12 protein-coding genes are annotated in these 15,935 nt (G+C 41.7%); all 12 read right to left on the bottom strand.

Annotated features, from left to right (window positions below):
- Positions 1-1,009: restriction endonuclease subunit S (locus tag MK370_RS00005; RefSeq protein ID WP_268683666.1), on the bottom strand; the 1,009-nt coding region annotated here is incomplete at its 3' end.
- Entirely contained in the window at positions 1,009-2,472 is a 1,464-nt protein-coding gene (locus MK370_RS00010) for an HsdM family class I SAM-dependent methyltransferase (protein WP_125396696.1), read from the bottom strand. The genes MK370_RS00010 and MK370_RS00005, both read right to left, overlap by 1 nt.
- A 12-nt stretch (positions 2,473-2,484) precedes the next feature.
- On the bottom strand, positions 2,485-4,818 hold the full coding sequence (gene hsdR, locus MK370_RS00015) for an EcoAI/FtnUII family type I restriction enzme subunit R (RefSeq protein ID WP_125378784.1): 2,334 nt from the start codon (positions 4,816-4,818) through the stop codon (positions 2,485-2,487).
- 796 nt (positions 4,819-5,614) lie between these two features.
- Positions 5,615-7,753, bottom strand: a complete 2,139-nt coding sequence (locus MK370_RS00020) for an ATP-dependent Clp protease ATP-binding subunit (protein ID WP_268683667.1) — start codon at positions 7,751-7,753, stop codon at positions 5,615-5,617.
- Positions 7,754-8,214: 461 nt separating this feature from the next.
- Positions 8,215-8,979, bottom strand: coding sequence for an amino acid ABC transporter ATP-binding protein (locus MK370_RS00025; RefSeq protein ID WP_268683668.1), 765 nt, complete (start codon positions 8,977-8,979; stop codon positions 8,215-8,217).
- Between the two features lie 12 nt (positions 8,980-8,991).
- Complete coding sequence (locus MK370_RS00030) at positions 8,992-9,678, bottom strand: amino acid ABC transporter permease (RefSeq protein ID WP_268683669.1); 687 nt, start codon at positions 9,676-9,678, stop codon at positions 8,992-8,994.
- A 3-nt stretch (positions 9,679-9,681) separates the two neighbouring features.
- Entirely contained in the window at positions 9,682-10,374 is a 693-nt protein-coding gene (locus MK370_RS00035; protein WP_002916549.1) for an amino acid ABC transporter permease, read from the bottom strand.
- 194 nt (positions 10,375-10,568) lie between these two features.
- Positions 10,569-11,453, bottom strand: coding sequence for a transporter substrate-binding domain-containing protein (locus MK370_RS00040; protein ID WP_268683670.1), 885 nt, complete (start codon positions 11,451-11,453; stop codon positions 10,569-10,571).
- A 15-nt stretch (positions 11,454-11,468) separates the two neighbouring features.
- Positions 11,469-12,470 (bottom strand): uroporphyrinogen decarboxylase family protein, encoded by a 1,002-nt coding sequence (locus tag MK370_RS00045; RefSeq protein ID WP_268683671.1) that lies wholly within the window; start codon positions 12,468-12,470, stop codon positions 11,469-11,471.
- Positions 12,471-12,559: 89 nt separating this feature from the next.
- On the bottom strand, positions 12,560-12,760 hold the full coding sequence (locus MK370_RS00050; RefSeq protein WP_268683672.1) for a hypothetical protein: 201 nt from the start codon (positions 12,758-12,760) through the stop codon (positions 12,560-12,562).
- A 55-nt stretch (positions 12,761-12,815) separates the two neighbouring features.
- Positions 12,816-13,862, bottom strand: coding sequence for a uroporphyrinogen decarboxylase family protein (locus MK370_RS00055; RefSeq protein ID WP_268683673.1), 1,047 nt, complete (start codon positions 13,860-13,862; stop codon positions 12,816-12,818).
- A gap of 209 nt (positions 13,863-14,071) precedes the next feature.
- A complete protein-coding gene (gene glmS / locus MK370_RS00060) occupies positions 14,072-15,883 on the bottom strand; it encodes a glutamine--fructose-6-phosphate transaminase (isomerizing) (RefSeq protein ID WP_268683674.1) in 1,812 nt (603 codons plus the stop codon).
- Between the last annotated feature and the right edge of the window lie 52 nt (positions 15,884-15,935).

Here is a 15,935-nt window from a genome sequence, read left to right on the forward strand (position 1 = left end):
CATAAGGAGAGTTATCATCTCCTTGAGAAACAATTGAAATCTCCAAATCTTTCTTTTTAATTTTGCCTTCTTTAAATAGTTTTTGTTTTTCTGCCCGTATTTTTTCAAGTAAAACTTCAACTGGTTCATCATTTGGGTCTTGTTCAACTAATTTTCCTTGCATAGCATATTGAAGAATAGATTTTTTTAGTTTATCTGGAAATTCTTTATCTAGCTGTTCTAGTCTATTATAACTTTCAGCGTATTCATCCACTTTTTCTAAAGCTGATTCGATTGCTTCTACTATGCGTTGTTGTTCGGTAAGTGGGGGGAGAGGGATGAGAATAGAAGCAACTTTATCACTATTCAAGTTTTTCACAACAGCTCCACTAATTAGAGATAAAAATTGATAATAAACTACATTTGATGAAAGAATATAGAATAGGTAATCTCTATTTAATGAGTTTTCATAGTTCGAAATAGCCAACCATCCATCGTGTATTGCACCATCAACATTCAAAATATAAGGTCTACCAAAACTCATAGAATTAGTTAACAAAAATGTACCTTTTTTTACAAATCTAGTTTTGTTAAGCCCTGATTTTTTGATTTTTTCTTTAACATTATTTATATACTTTTCACCCTTTTTAGTATCACCTATTTTTATCCAATTTATTCCATCTACTTCAGAAGTAAGATAATCTTTGATTGGTCGTGGAGAGCCACCTCTAACAATTTCAACCAATGTAGAAAACCTCACCCACTCCCAACTATCAGGAATATCATAAGGGACATCAATTTCTTGAACACTTCCATCAGCGAACTTCTCATAAGGTTTCCCATCATCACCACGAAATATCTCGGTTTCCTTTTTATCTCGCTTGATTTTGCCTTCACTGATAAGTTTTTCTTTCTCAGCTTTAATTCTCTTTAGCAATTCGCTTGCTGGTTCGCCATCAGGATTTTGTGGTACTAATTTCCCTTCCATCGCTCTTTGGAGGATACTTGCCTTAAGTTGTTCTGGTGTCATTATTTGTCCTCCAACAACTGCAAAATATCAGCTAATACAGTATCAATCTTATGATTTAAAGTTGCTCTTTCCACTTGATAATTCTGAATCAACTCAAAGGGATCTAAAATTTCCTCTTCTTCTTTTGGAAAACCACACTGGTCTAAATTATAATTTAGCTCTTCCAATTCGCTAGGTGTAAATGATTTAGATTTATAGAACTTACCTTCCAGAATTTCTTCACGATTTTTCCACCAGTCACGAACAGGATTAAAATGTTCTGACTTCATCGGCTTGGTTTTCGAGAAATTTTTATAACCATCTGGCATATCTAAACGATAAAACCAAGTTTCTTCTGTTTTCTTTGTTTTATCAAAGAAAAGAATGTTCGTATTAATTCCTGTATACGGCGCAAATACACTATGAGGCAACCTAATAATCGTATGTAAGTTGAACTCATCTACCAGTTTTTGTTTCAAGCGAGTTTTTACGCCTTCGCCAAATAGAAAACCATCAGGTAAAATAACCCCAACACGACCATTTTCTTTCAAACGATACATAATAACAGCCATGAATAAGTCAGCTGTTTCAGAACTCCGTAATTCTGCTGGAAAATTATTTTTTATTGTTTCTAATTCAGAACCTCCAAAAGGTGGATTCATCATGATAATGTCAAATTTTTCGTCATCTGTATATTCGCGAACATTTTTCTCCAAAGTATTGCCATGAACAATTTTAGGGTCATCAATTTCGTGAAGAAACAGATTTGTAACTGCTAAAAGGTGGGGAAATGCTTTCTTTTCAATACCAAAAACAGCTGTGTTATATTTCTTAGTGTCTTCACTAGTTTTACGTTGACTACTTAAACGATTCAGAGTCGAAGTTAAGAATCCCCCTGTTCCACAAGCGAAGTCTGCCATTGATTCGCCAAGTTTTGGGTCAAGGACTTCAGCGATAAAGTCAGTCGCTGCACGTGGTGTATAAAACTCTCCTGAGTTCCCAGCACTTTGAATATCTTTAAGAATTTTTTCGTAGATGTCATTAAAAGAATGACGGTCTTCAGGGCTATTGAAGTCGACTTCATCAATAACATTGATTACTTGGCGTAACAAAACACCATTTTTCATATAGTTGTTCGCATCTTCGAAAGCTGACTTGACAATCGTTTTTCGAATAGGCATATTTGGAGTTATTTCAAGCTCTTTCAACTCTTTAAATAATTTATTATTAACAAAATCAAGTAATTCATCACCTGTCAATACCTGTTCCCCTTTTTGAGCATGAGCCCAATTTCGCCATTTTAACTCCTCTGGAATAATCGATTCGTAGTCATCTTCTTCTAACTCCCAAACCATTTCACGGCTATCGTAAATTTTCAAAAATAATAACCAAGACATTTGCTCAATACGTTGAGCATCACCATTAACACCCGCATCGTTTCGAGTGATATCTTGAATTCTTTTTACAAATGATGTAATTGACATATTTTCCTTTCATTAAGCTACCGTAAATAGCTCTTGCTCCAATTCTTTAATTGCTTGTAAATACCGTTTTTTATCTCCAAAGTAAGTATTGATGATTTTGAAGGTTCCACCATATAGCTGAAATTCTGGAAGTTTTAGTGTTTCAATACTTTCGAGTTCTCCAATACCTTTATCCATGTACTTGTCCAACAAAATTTCCAAAACTGCACGTGCTTCTTCGCTATATTTATATAAATATCCACTTCGTTTGAGTTTGTTAATACGCTCTGTTTTGGTTAATTCTTTTTGACCATAGGCAAGTTTTAGGAGTAAATCGAAGTCATCAATTTCTTGCTCCGAAATCCCTTCCGACTCTCGAATAGCATCCAGATAAACTCCTTTTTTATAAAGTTCGTCCAATATAATCTTCTTTTTATCTGCTGTATGCCAAGCCGTGATAAAATCGTTCAAAGTAGCATAACTACCTAAAATATTCTTACGGGTGTAGTCGGTTAGATTTTCAGTGACCAGTTTTCCATTTTCATCCAATACTTGAACTGTTGAATTCAAAATGGTCACTTGCTTATCTGCAACGACATATTTCTCTACTGGGTCACCACCTTCGTCTACAAAACCAGGTGTAGCACCATTATTTGTTTTTGCACCTGTTTCCAGAACCTTCACTGGTTCACCATCAAAATCAGGGTCAGCAAACAAATTAGTAACATTTCGAAAATCAATAATCGTAAAAAATTCTTTCCCCTTTTGAGGATAAAGACGTGTGCCACGACCAATAATTTGTTTAAATTCAGTCATAGATTGGATATTAGAGTCTAAAACAATCAAACGACATGTTTTAGCATTAACTCCTGTCGTTAATAATTTAGACGTTGTTACAATAGCGGGAAAATTAGAATTGACATCCATAAAGTTATCCAGTTGAGCTTTTCCTTCAGCATTGTCACCAGTTACTTGCATGACATAACGATAGTCTTCTTGGACTAAGTCTAGATTCTCTTTTACAAGTGCAGCACGCATCCGTTCAGCATGGTCAATATCAACACAAAAAACAATCGTTTTATCAAATCGTGCATTGTTTTGCTTCATATAGTCCGAAACAAACTTAGCAACTTTTTGAGTTCTATCATCAATAACAATAGTTTTGTCAAAATCTTTCCTGCCGTAGTACCTATCCTCGATTAACTGCCCTTTAGCATCAACTTTCCCAGTTTCTGGACGATAGCCATCCACATCCACATCTAAATTAACTCTCATAACACGATACGGAGCCAAAAAACCATCCTCGATTCCTTGTTTTAAACTATAAGTATAAATTGGCTCCCCGAAGTATTCCATATTGGAGACATCCTTGGTTTCTTTAGGAGTTGCCGTCATACCAATTTGTGTCGCAGAACTGAAATAATCAATCACCTTACGCCAGTTGCTGTCTTCCTTGGCTGATCCACGGTGCGCTTCATCAATTACGATTAAATCAAAGAAGTCTTTGTCGAACTTTTGATAATGCGTTTCAGTACCATCTTCACCAGTTAGTTGCTGATAAAGTCCTAGGTAAATTTCAAAAGAATTTAATTTTTCAGGAGCATTCAAAAGTTTTGGAGTAATTTTCGTCATCACCTTTTCGAATGGCTTAAAGTCTTCAGCCATCGTTTGGTCTACTAAGATGTTTCTATCCGCTAAAAATAAAACTCGTCTAGCCAAACCAGCTTTTCGAAGACGATGAATAATTTGAAAAGCCATGAATGTTTTTCCCGTTCCTGTTGCCATCACAAACATTACTCGTTTTTGTCCTCTGGCAACTGTTTCAATTGTACGGTTGATAGCTATTTGCTGATAATATCGTGGCGTTTTAGTTGAGAAGGCATCTGTGTAATATGGAGTTGAGATAGCTTCTGCTATTTCAGACGTTAGTCCTTTTTCCTTCTTCAGACGAGAAAATAATTCTTCACGAGTGGGAAATTCATCTAGCGCCAGCTCACGCTCTTCTCTTGTGATACGGTCATGCTCAATAAAGCCATCACCATTCGAAGAATAAACAAAAGGAACATCTAAAATCTCACCATATTCAATCGCTTGTTGTAATCCCGCTCGAACGCTATGTTTATTATCCTTTGCCTCAACGATTGCAATTAGAGTTCCAAATTGGTAATACAATGAATAGTCTGATTTTTTCCCTTCTTTGCGACGAGCCTTATCTCCTCTAACCTCGATTCGACCATCAGTGAAGTATTCCTCGTAAGCGATATGCTCACCATTTTTCCATCCTTTGGATACAATAGCAGGAGTGATGAAATTTGCTTTAATATCCTCCTCACTCATTTCTTTCTTAGACTTTATAAACTCAACCATATTGAACCTCCGCATTCTAAAAATCTACTTCTCCATAAAATAAACTATCAGAACAAATTATACTTCTATTATATCACACTTATAAAAATACTCTGCTAAATTGTTGAAAAATAAGTACGTAACCCCTTTCGCACCGCCCTTCGCATCGCGTCAGATTGTTTCAGCATAACACCGCCGTTTCTGAGCAGTTTCGTCAGGCGACTTATTATCATTCTACGAGCGTTTTCAGGTGTACTAGCAAGCGATTCTTTAAAAATAAATAACTACATTTAAACATTTCGAAAGTACAAAATCTCTAAATCAGCCATTCAAAAACTGGCGTAAATTACGCCTGAATATTCTCACGCCGAAGAAAAATTCTCTGTTCATCGAACTTTCGAAAACTCCAAAAAACTGGCTCCCTCATCTGTTTTAGATTGTAAAAAATACATCGAAAATGGGCTGGACTTCTTCCCTGATGAGAGTTATCATTGTCCAGTAATAAATGTTTAACAGATAAGGAAATTATGGACGATTATAAAACCAAACAAGAATTTATCCAAACTTTGTTTCATTTTACCAATACTTCCTAAGCAAGCCTGACTTTTCATCAGCATCAGATTTCAATGTTTTTCTTTTTTGTATACCTAATAGCATCATTTCTTTTAGGTGTTGTCAAGAAGGATTAAGTTGAGATTTTGGGATAAATGCTAATTTATTTCCAGAAAAGGGAGATATTTGAAATTCCTACTCAACAAAAAAGACCTGCCTTCATTTAAGAAGGAGGTCTTTGAAAAGTTAGTTGACTTAGTAAGCTTTATTCTGCTTGCTTGTCTTCTTTAGATGCGGCAGCACCTTTTTCCCGGATAACTAAGACACCATCTTCCAAATCGGCTGTCAAGTGCTTAGCATCTAGATTATCCAAGTGGAAGTCAGTCACCTTGTCACGAATTTGCTGCTCTATGACACGGCGGAGCGGACGAACACCCATGACTTGGTCATAACCAGCATCGCGCAGGAATTCCTTAGCTGCATCAGATACAGCCAGATCAATTTCTTTCTTGCTCAAGGTTTGATTTACTTCGATCAGCATGAGATTAACAATCTCCATCAAATCTTCTTTCTTGAGATGAGAGAACTCAATAACCGAATTGAAACGATTGAGGAACTCTGGACGGAAATAAGCTTTGAGTCGGTTCATCAGATCAGGTTTTTCTGCATCTTCCTCCAAGCCAGCTTCATAGCCAAATCCGGCATTGGAAGTCGCAATGATGACCGTGTTCTTGAAGTTGACAGTATTCCCTTGACCATCTGTCAAACGACCGTCATCCAGAACTTGAAGGAGAAGGGTAATTACTTGTGGATCAGCCTTTTCAATCTCATCCAAGAGAATGATAGAGTATGGATTGCGGCGCACACGCTCGGTCAAGGTGTTGTTGTTGTCATCATAGCCAACATATCCTGCAGTGGTACCAATTAACTTGGAAACAGCAGTCCGGTCGGAGTATTCTGACATATCCAGACGGATGATGGCTTCCTTGGTACCGAACATATCCAGAGCCAGTTGCTTAGCCAGCTCAGTCTTTCCGACACCTGTCGGACCAACGAAGAGGAAGCTGCCAATCGGACGGTTGCCTTCATCAAAGCCTGCACGGTTACGGCGGATAGCCCTAGCCACAGCTTCTACAGCCTTGTCTTGACCAATCACCTTGGCTTTGAGACGGTCATTCATGCCCTTGAGTCGCTCAATGTCGCTGGCACCCATCTGAGATACCGGCACTCCCGTCATCCGCTCAACAGACTCCGCTACATCGTTGACCGTAGCAGTCACTTTCATATCCTCGGTGTGGTTTTGAATTTTCTTTTCCAACTCTTCAATGCGGGTCTTGGCATTCAGAGCTGCTTCATAATCTTCTTTCTCAACAGCTGCTTCCTGCTTGTCTTTTTGCTCAGCAATCTCATGTTCAACCGCATGAACATCGGTTACTGGATGCTGAGCTGCCAAGTGGGCAGCTGTCACATCGACCAGGTCAATCGCCTTGTCTGGCAAGCTCCGCTGTGGAATATACTGAACAGAGTAGTCCACAGCCGCTTTCAGCACTTCATCCGGCAGGATAACATTGTGGTGCTTTTCATACAGATCCCGAATGCCTCGAAGGATCTGATAAGTATCTTCGGCAGACGGCGCATTGACTTTGACTTCATTGAAACGACGAGCCAGAGCTGCATTTTTGAGAATGGTGTTGCGGTACTCGTCCTGAGTAGTAGCCCCGATAACGGTCAACTCCCCACGAGAGAGCGCAGGTTTGAGAATATCCGCCAGTCCCTTGGATCCGCTGTCTCCGCCAGTAGATCCTGCTCCTAGGATTTGATGGATTTCATCAAAGAAGAGGATAATGTTGCCGGCTTCCTTGACTTCATTGACTAAGTTTTGGATATTTTCTTCAAAGCTACCACGATACTGGGTACCAGCTTCCAGACCGGAAATATCAACAGAAATAATTTCCTTATTCTTGATGGCCGCTGGCACATCACCGTTGACGATAGCCTGAGCCAATCCTTCTACGACAGCTGTCTTACCAACTCCAGCATCTCCGACCAATACAGGATTATTCTTGGTCCGGCGTGAAAGGATTTCAGCAGTTTCTTGGATTTCCTTATTGCGCCCAATGACTGGATCTAACTTACCATCACGAGCTTCCTGAGTCAGATTGCGACCTAGCTTAGCCAGGATACCATCCTGCTTAGGTCCCTGAGCAGCAGTCTGGCTAGTCTGCTCACCTGCTCCTTGACCGGGGAGCTTGCCAGTAGCCCTGTACTGAGCAAACTCTTCCGGTGTGACCTCTCTACCATTAATCAAGTAGCGCCGGTGCTCACTGTTGTAGCCGCCCATGCGCCCCATGAGTTGGTTGAAAAGGTCATCCATATTGTTAAAATTGTTGTAGTTGTTGTTCATAGCATTGCCTCACTTTTCTTCATTTTTTGATTTACATAATTTTTATTTTTACCAAAATTTCAGATAAGAAATCTTTTCCTTATCTACTATAAAAAATATTCATTTGGGAGATCTTCTCCTATCTATTATTTTACATAACTTATTTCATTTCCAAAAATCAAGACTGAGTCAGTCTCTACTTTTATGAGTGAATCAAATCTCTTTCAGACGAAGATGATTTTACATAATTTTTAATCCTCCCAAAAATAATTACCTTCCGGCTGTATTCATATCTTCTGATTAAATTTACGTAAACTTTTTTGTTTACAGTTGTAATTTTATCATGACAGAATTTATTTGTCAATAGATTTTACATAATTTTCTAAAATAAATTTACAAATGTAATCAAAATTGTCGTTTAGGTCCTTTTCATTCCTATAAAGACGCTTTTTTATAATAAAAATCTGGACACAATCCAGATTTTAAATCATATACTCTACACTATAGCTGGCGTCCGACAGAATGCGGGACAGAAACTGTTTGGTCCGCTCTTCCTTCGGACTAGAGAAGAATTCCTGAGGAGGATTTTCTTCGACGATATGACCTCCGTCCATAAAGATGACATGGTTAGCCACATCGCGGGCAAAGCTCATCTCGTGGGTCACAAGAACCATGGTCACTCCCTCTTGAGCCAGCTGTTTCATGACACTGAGGACTTCCCCGACCAATTCCGGATCTAGAGCCGAAGTTGGCTCATCCAGCAGGATGACATCTGGTTTGACAGCAATGGCACGGGCAATCCCAATCCTCTGCTGCTGGCCGCCTGATAGCTGAGAAGGATAATAGTCCTTGTAGGCCAAGAGGCCCACGCGCTTCAAGGACTCTTCTGCAATCTCAAGCGCTTCTTCCCTCGGTATCTTACGAGCGATCACTAAGCCCTCTAAGATATTTTCAAGGGCTGTTTTATTGGCAAAGAGATTATAATGCTGAAAGACAAAGGCTGTCTTTCTACGAATTTCCAAAATCTCCTTTTTGCTAAGTTTAGCCAAATCATAGTCCTTACCAGACAAAGTCAGCTGGCCGCCATCCGCTTTTTCTAAGTGATTCAGACAGCGCAGAAATGTTGTTTTCCCAGATCCTGAGGGTCCCAGAATAACCACAACGTCACCTTGATTGACCTTGAGACTGACATCTGCCAGCACCTGGTGCTCTCCAAATCGTTTGGAGATATGTTTTACTTCTAACATAATCATTCCTTCCTAAGTAAGAGCGTAGCGCTTTTCCAAGCCCTTAAACATCCACTGAATCAAGCCGCAAATAATGAGATAAATAACAAAAATCACCAAGTAAGACTCTGAATACTGGTAAGAATGGGAGGCCTCTATCTTAGCCAAGGCTGTGATATCCTTGACCGTCATGACAAACACCAGCGAGGTTCCCTTGACTAGATTGATAACCAGATTGGCCAGATTAGGCAGGGCAGAGCGCAGAGCCTGAGGAAAAACAATCCTCTGATAGGCTTGAAAATTCGTTAAACCAATCGCTTGAGCCGCCTCCAACTGTCCTTTATCCACTGTCAAAATTGCAGAGCGCAGTATTTCCGACAAACTCCCTGTTGTCATCAGGCTATAGATGATGAAAGCATAGTAAAGCGGATTAAACTTAAAGACGTCTACCTGACTGCCCAGACTTTTGAATATTTGATTCAGTAAGCTAGGAAAAAGACTGTAGAAAAAGAGAATGAGCAAAATGGGCGGCGTCGCTCGAATGAAAGCAAGATAAACAACCGAAAAAGTCCGAACACCCCGAACTTTATAAATCTGTCCCAGAGCTAGAAGCAGAGCCGGAATAAAGCTGAGCAGAATAGCCACTACCATAATGATTAGGGTTACTGGAATGCCTTTCAGAGTAACCAGAAAGGTATTTACAATATAATTCAAATCCATGCTTTACCTCTCCTTGACTGTCAGACTTTTTTCCAGAAGCTGGGAAGCCAGTGAAACCACTAGAGCAATCCCCCAGTAAATCAAGGCCACCGCTGTATAGGTTTCTAGAGAATAATTGCCTAGATTCCGGCTGATGAGATTTTGCCCTGCTCCCATGACGTCAACAGCTCCAATCGTATAAGCCAGAGCAGCATCCCGCATGAGATTAAGAAGGGCAGTCGTGAGATTGGGCAGGGCGATGCGAAAAGCCTGTGGCAGGACGATGCGCAGAAATGTCTGCACCGGTGTCAAGCCAATACTGAGACCTGCCTCAGTCTGTCCCTTGGGAACAGCAAGATAAGCTGCCTTGAAGACTTCCGCAATCATGGCTGCAAAGAGCAGAATCATGGTGATGATGACAAACACAGTCCGCGACCAATTATTGATATCTAGCCCCAGCCACCATTCTAAAAACTCTGGAATACCATAAAAAACCAAGAAAAGTAAGACAATAGGCGGTGTACATCTAAGAATAAATATATATCCTCTAGCCAGGCCAGCAAAAGACTGCTCCTCAGCAATCTGAGCCCAAGCCAACAGACCACCCAGCAAGGAGCCAATCAATGCTGTCACAAACATAATCCATAAAGTGGTCGGCAGAGCCTGCAGCAGACTAGGCAGCAGGCCAAAGACACGGGATAAGTCATACGAGACCATAATTTTCTTCTCCTTCGACAGTGATTAGATAGAATAAGCTTCTCTTGGACGGGCACTTTCAGATTGGAGCAACCTTGCTCTCTCTTTGAAATTTCCTTCAAACAGCATCAAGGTCAGCTTAGAAGCCACCAGCTCTGTATTCAGCTAGCTTCTCAGTCAGCCTTTGATTTTCCATAATCAGCAGACAGCAGCCACTAATCCTTGTCCACATAAGAGAAGACATCTTCTCCGAAATACTTCTCCGATAGTTTAGCCAAGGTTCCGTCTTTTTCCAGTTCCTTAATTGCCTTCTCGTATGCCTTGGCAAATTCTTGATTTTTTTCGTTTTTATGAAGCAGGGGATAGGTCGGAATCCCCTTGTAAGGGAACCAAATCAGTTGGTCCGCATACTGATGGTAAGAACCTTCTTTGTCCGTCACGGCTTTTTCAAATGACAGCTTGATGTCAAAGAAAGCATCGTAGCGCCCTTCCAGAACCCAAGCATAAGCATCAGCCACCTTGAAGGACTCTGCTGCAGTCAAATCAATAGGAGCACCACTATGCTTTTGGTTATACTCTTCGATAACCGCCCATTGAGCATTCTGCGGAGAGATTGGTACCAGCTTGCCCTTTTCCTTGGCAAAATCATCAATGGTCTTGAATTTTTCAGCGTCTTCCTTGCGGATAGTGAAACCGATAATACTAGCGCCGATTGGGCTTTCTGGAATGATGAACTTCTTCGCCCGCTCTTCGGTGTACCATGCTCCCTTGGTTCCAATATCATATTTCCCAGATTCCAGACCGACCAAAAGATCCTCATCACTAGTGCCAGTATATTCAAACTGGTAGTCTGGCAACTTTTCATCAATAGCCTTGAGAACAGCAACCTCATAGCCATCTGATTCTCCCTTTTCATCCACAAAGTCATAGGGAACATAGTTCTGTGTATGAGCCACTTTCAAAGTTGTGACCTTACCACTGCCTGATGCAGAGCTGCTCGTCTTGCTAGATGAAGCTCCCGTCAAGGTCCGCCCCAAATAAGTCGCTGCTACAATAGCAATCACTGCCGCTCCGACAATAATCCATTTTTTCTTGCTCATTCTTTCGTCTCCTTCTTATGTTAAGCTTGCTGCTTGGCGAACCCACTGAATCCGCTCTGCCTTAATATCGCTTGGAATAGTACAGTCAGCCCCGATAATCAAAGCTTCCTTACCAGCCTCTGCTATCAATCGCTTGGTCTTGTCTTGAATAGCTGCTTGACTGCCCGTGTAGAGAAGGCTATTCTTGCCATTTTCAAAACCACCCAGGACAGTCCGACCGCCAAACAATTTCCGGCCCTCCGCTAGGCTGATGCCTTCTGGCCCCACTGCCCAGTTAATGACCTGAGCTGGATAGTCAGTAAAAAGATGAACATCGTTTCGCGCGCCTTCGTAACCGCAAATGTGCAGGATATTCACTCCGCCAGCCGCATTGGCTGCTTCCAGCACTGCCAATTCACTAGGAGCAATAAAAACCTCATAGTCTTCAGCCGACACCCGCGCATCCTGGATGCTCTGAACGCTGAGGTAGATTCCATCCGCACCAGCTTCCTTGATAATCCGCTCCGTCAGAGCTGCAATATCTTGAGCAATCACATCCAGCACCCGCTTCGTGAGTGCCGCATCCTCCACCAGGAAATCTGCAATGATATCATCTCCACCGGCAACCTTGCCGACCAACCATTTAAAGTAGGTCACTGGCGCAAAAATATTGTAAATAGCGACCAAGTCCTCTGTAAAGCCAGCCCTAATCTTCTGAACCAGCTCCACCTGCTCACTAATCCAAGGGTGATCAGCACCTAGCGGCTCAATATCTGCCAAATCTTTGATAGATTGGACTTTTTTCAAGCGCTCGTTAGGATAGGCAAAGTAACCATCACTCATCAGCTTGATAAAGTCTGGCTCAGCTTCTGCCAGAAAAGCTTGATGACCAGCCAGATTTTTCTCAATAATGGCCTGATTTCCAAAACCTGCCAGCCACTCATCCTCGCTGGTAAAATGATGCCAGAAACCAACTGGCACTCGGTCAACGGGCTCTCCTCTGAAAGCCTTCAGTACTAATTCTCTTTTTGAAGTCATTTTCTCTCCTTTTTCTATCATTCCTATCTAGCCAATGAGTTGTTTTTTTAGCTTTCTCATAGAGCTAATCTAACTTTTTAGTAAAAATTCTAATCTGACAAGAGCAGGGCAGCGATATCATTGGGCTGCATCAAGCCAGTTGACTGCTCTGGCAGTTTCTTGATCACCTGCAAATCATCTTCTTTTTTGTCTGAAGAATGGTGAGCATAAATCTGACTGATGCTCAGAAATGTTCCTATTATCAAGAATATCAGAGCAAGAACTGCAAGCCTTTTTTGATACCGCTTCATCTATCTTCCTCCTTTAAAGAGTTGAAAATTGCTTTTTATGTCTTTGGCAAGTCCGTCAGAACTGACTAGCTGCCTGACGAATCCAGTCCAGTCTTTCTATTTCGAAATCATCCGGTACTGTGCAGTCAGCCCCTAGAATCACTCCCTGACTGCCAGCTGCAGCCAGCAACCGCTTGGTCTCAGCCTCTAATTCTGCACGACTGCCTGTATTTAGAAGAGCTGCTCTGCCATTTTCAAAGCCGCCCAAGACAGTCTGACCACCAAAGAGCTTGCGCCCTTCCGCTAAGCTGACCCCCTCATGATGGGTTGCCCAGTTAAAGACTTGAGCCGGATAGTCTTTGAACAGTTCCAAATCATTGCTGGCCCCTTCAAAGCCGCAGATGTGGAGAATATTCTGACCGCCAGCCGCATTGACCGCTTCCAGGACCTTAACCGTACTAGGCTCAATATAACGACGATAACTGGCCGCATCTACCCGACCGTCTTGGATTTGCTGGGTACTGAGATAAATCCCCTCAATGCCCACTTCCTCAATGATACGTCTAGTCAAAATAGCAATATCACCGGCAATGACATCTAGAACATGTCCTGTCAGCTCAGGATCCTCTGCTAGAAAATCTGCAATTTCTCTATCTCCTCGCGACCCTTCCCTGCGGAACCAGCGCTTGAGATAGGAGACCGGCGCAAAAATATTGTAGAAGGAAGCGAGGTCCTCCGGATAGCTTTCTTTCACAGCCTTCACCATCTCAATCTGCTGCTCAATCCAAGGATGATCCTCACCGATAGACTGGATAGCTGCTAAGTCACGAATGGACTCAATATGATCCGAATAAAGCGTGCTGGGATACTTAAAGAAGCCATCGCTCATAATCTTGACAAAGTCTGGCCGTGCAGCTCGAACATAAGCAGCATGCCCCTCAACACTTTTATTGAAAATCACTGGATTGTCCAGGCCTAGCATCTTTTCCTCTTGGCTTACAAAGTGAAACCAAAATCCAACAGGCACTCGGTCAACTTCTTCACCCCGAAAAGCTCTCAGCACTAATTCTTTCTTGCTGACCATTACTTCCTCCTTCTTTGAATTTGTAATATATCTTACCATCCTCTTTTTCTCCTGGGAAATATATTTTCCCTATCAGCCTGATTAAAAATATTTATCAAAGCAAAATAAAAAAGCTAGACTAAGCTAGCTTTTTCAAGGCTTTTCAGACTCCGCTGAATAACCTTATTTTTCGTACCCTTTTTAGATAAGTACTATATATATTTTCTATGGATGAGATAGGTAATTTTTATAGTCAAAGCCTGCTGCGCTTATTCTACAGTGACAGACTTAGCCAGATTACGCGGTTTATCAACATCCAGACCACGGTGCAGGGTTGCAAAGTAAGCAATGAGCTGTGTCGGCACCACCATAGAGATTGGTGACAGATATGGGTGAACCTGATTGAGTACGATATCGTCTCCTTCTTTGGCTACATTCTCCTCAGCAATGGTCAGCACCTTGGCACCCCGAGCTACGACTTCTGAAATATTGCCCCGAGTATGGCTAGCCAAGACTTCATCTGAAAGCAAAGCCAAAACTGGTGTTCCGTCTTCAATCAGAGAGATCGTACCGTGTTTGAGCTCACCAGCAGCAAAGCCTTCACACTGGATATAAGAAATTTCTTTGAGTTTTAAGCTAGCTTCCATCGCCACATAGTAGTCTTGACCACGGCCAATATAGAAAGCATTGCGAGTTGTTTCTAGAAGGCCGCGGACCTTATTGTCAATCAACTCTTTTTCTGACAAAGTGGACTCAATAGACTGCGCAACTAAGGACAGCTCGTGAACCAAGTCAAAGGCTGCCGCTTTTTCAGAAGCATTGGCATCACCAACGGCTTTGGCTAAGAATGCTAGCGCTGCAATCTGAGCCGTGTAAGCCTTGGTGGAAGCCACTGCAATTTCCGGACCTGCATGCAGCAGCATGGTATGATTGGCTTCCCGAGAAAGCGTAGAACCTGGAACATTGGTCACGGTCAAACTTGGAATACCCATCTGATTCGCCTTGACTAAGACCTGACGGCTGTCAGCTGTCTCACCAGATTGGCTGATAAAGATAAAGAGAGGCTTCTTGCTGAGGAGAGGCATGCCGTAGCCCCACTCAGAAGCAATGCCCAGCTCAACAGGTGTATCCGTCAACTCTTCCAGCATACGCTTAGAAGCATAGCCAGCATGATAAGAAGTTCCAGCTGCAAGGATATAGAGACGATCAGCTTCCTGGACAGCTTTGACAATATCTGCATCTACTGATACTTGCCCCTTATCATCTGTATAAGCGCTGATTAGCTTACGCATCACAGTTGGCTGCTCATCGATTTCCTTGAGCATATAGTATGGATAAGTTCCCTTACCAATATCGGAAAGATCTAGCTCAGCAGTATAGCTTTCACGCTCCAGAGTATGCCCGTCATAATCCTGCACTTCCACACTGTCTTTACGGACAATAACCAGCTCTTGATCATGAATTTCCATAAACTGATTCGTCTCACGAATCATGGCCATGGCATCTGAACAGACCATATTGTAGCCATCACCCAGTCCAACTAGAAGAGGTGATTTATTTTTAGCAACATAGATAACATCTGCATCTTCTGAGTCCACCAAAGCAAAGGCATAAGAACCACGTATAATGTGGAGAGCTTTTTTAAATGCTTCTAAAAGAGACAAACCTTCTTCTTCAGCAAATTTGCCAATCAAGTGTACAACAATCTCTGTATCTGTCTGCCCCTTGAAGTCATGACCAGCTAGATAAGTATTCTTAATATCAAGGTAGTTCTCAATCACACCGTTATGAACCAAGACAAAACGGCCTGTCTGTGAAGTATGAGGATGGGCATTATTTTCACTTGGTTTTCCATGAGTAGCCCAACGAGTATGTCCAATACCAGTAGTCCCAGCGACATCAATGCCAATTTTAGCATGTAGGTCAGCGATACGACCGACAGACTTGACCAGACTAGAAGTTTTCCCTGTTGTTACAAAAATTCCAGCTGAGTCATAACCACGGTATTCCAGCTTTTCCAACCCCTGCATCAAAATATCTGTTGCGTTGCGATTTCCGACAACTCCGACAATTCCACACATAACGTTACTTCTGATTTCTAGTCTTAGAAACCAGCCCTTCTTATTAAAATTG

Source organism: Streptococcus sanguinis, assembly GCF_026781265.1.
GTDB lineage: Bacteria > Bacillota > Bacilli > Lactobacillales > Streptococcaceae > Streptococcus > Streptococcus sanguinis_T.

Bases quoted from the DNA above. Each gene is read 5' to 3' on its own strand.
- MK370_RS00010 (WP_125396696.1), bottom strand. From the start codon at position 2,472: ATGTCAATTACATCATTTGTAAAAAGAATTCAAGATATCACTCGAAAC.
- hsdR (WP_125378784.1), bottom strand. From the start codon at position 4,818: ATGGTTGAGTTTATAAAGTCTAAGAAAGAAATGAGTGAGGAGGATATT.
- MK370_RS00020 (WP_268683667.1), bottom strand. From the start codon at position 7,753: ATGAACAACAACTACAACAATTTTAACAATATGGATGACCTTTTCAAC.
- MK370_RS00025 (WP_268683668.1), bottom strand. From the start codon at position 8,979: ATGTTAGAAGTAAAACATATCTCCAAACGATTTGGAGAGCACCAGGTG.
- MK370_RS00030 (WP_268683669.1), bottom strand. From the start codon at position 9,678: ATGGATTTGAATTATATTGTAAATACCTTTCTGGTTACTCTGAAAGGC.
- MK370_RS00035 (WP_002916549.1), bottom strand. From the start codon at position 10,374: ATGGTCTCGTATGACTTATCCCGTGTCTTTGGCCTGCTGCCTAGTCTG.
- MK370_RS00040 (WP_268683670.1), bottom strand. From the start codon at position 11,453: ATGAGCAAGAAAAAATGGATTATTGTCGGAGCGGCAGTGATTGCTATT.
- MK370_RS00045 (WP_268683671.1), bottom strand. From the start codon at position 12,470: ATGACTTCAAAAAGAGAATTAGTACTGAAGGCTTTCAGAGGAGAGCCC.
- MK370_RS00050 (WP_268683672.1), bottom strand. From the start codon at position 12,760: ATGAAGCGGTATCAAAAAAGGCTTGCAGTTCTTGCTCTGATATTCTTG.
- MK370_RS00055 (WP_268683673.1), bottom strand. From the start codon at position 13,862: ATGGTAAGATATATTACAAATTCAAAGAAGGAGGAAGTAATGGTCAGC.
- glmS (WP_268683674.1), bottom strand. From the start codon at position 15,883: ATGTGTGGAATTGTCGGAGTTGTCGGAAATCGCAACGCAACAGATATT.